The sequence below is a fragment of the Herbiconiux daphne genome (assembly GCF_024979295.1).
In the GTDB taxonomy this organism is placed as follows: domain Bacteria; phylum Actinomycetota; class Actinomycetes; order Actinomycetales; family Microbacteriaceae; genus Herbiconiux; species Herbiconiux daphnes.
This window is the reverse complement of sequence record NZ_JANLCJ010000160.1, coordinates 1-1,028: the sequence shown is the minus strand read 5'-3', so window position 1 is coordinate 1,028 and position 1,028 is coordinate 1. Positions and strand designations below refer to the sequence as shown.

The 1,028-nt window shown below is 37.1% G+C and carries 1 protein-coding gene; it reads left to right on the top strand.

Annotated features, from left to right (window positions below; translation table 11 throughout):
• The first annotated feature begins 88 nt into the window (after positions 1 to 88).
• Positions 89 to 379 (top strand): DNA adenine methylase, encoded by a 291-nt coding sequence (locus N1032_RS23775; RefSeq protein WP_259542861.1) that lies wholly within the window; start codon positions 89 to 91, stop codon positions 377 to 379.
• Positions 380 to 1,028: the final 649 nt, after the last annotated feature.

The following is a 1,028-nucleotide window of genomic DNA, read 5'->3' as shown; positions in this document are numbered from 1 at the left end:
CAGAGAGAGAGAGAGAATCATTACAGAACAAGGTTCAAACACATTGCCGGAATACCAGGGATGGATCAAATGACTTGAGGATTACAACGTGGGCATAAATTCCGATGCCAAGACTTTATATATAGCGTCATTGTTTGCTTTCTCTAACACGCTTAAAATATCCAGAAAAACGGGAAAACTTGACAAGTCATGGGGAGCCTATAACTTCACGCCTTTTGGTCTTAAAGATTTTTATCAGGCAAACAAACAGAGTGCAAGAATAGAATCGATAAAACAAGGGTTCAAGGATTTTGATTTTTCAAAGGTGGACAAGGAAAACGATTTCGTCTATTTGGACCCGCCATATTTGGGAACGCAGGCAAACTATAATAAGCATTGAACGGACGAACAAGATGACGAAATGCTTGCGTTTTGCGAGCGCCTGAACGCTGCAGGCATTAAATGAGGGATGAGCAATATTTTTGAAAATAAGGGGTTCGTAAATGTCAAACTTAAAAATTGATGTTATTCGAACAAATGGATCGTTCACTCCAAAGACAAAAAATATACTCTTAATGGCGTTACTGGTGCAGCCATAGAGGTATTCATAACCAACCAGGATTGGGATGAGTCTAAAAATAAAATAAATATTTTTGATTTAATTTAATTTTTTTGTATAATAGTAAGGTAGAGATACGGCACGCTTATTAGATTAAGCGCCTACAAACCCTTATACTTAAAGGTTTGCCGCATAAACGGCAAATTTTATTTTGCCGGGAAAAGGAAAAAATGAAATCACAAACTCAAATCATCAGGAAGTTCAATCCTGAAACAAACGAACTATGACTCATCAAGCTTGAAGATGGGTACGTAAGTTGAAACTCAAATTGCTCTGAAGGATTAGGTCATGGACCACATTATCTGTTTGCCGACAATGAAGAAGAAGCTTTAAAATTATTCAAACGTTGAATTGGCGAACAAGAATTCGCCATATTGGAAGACTACTTCTAATGCCTAAATTCATAAACACGCAAGATACAGCCAACAAA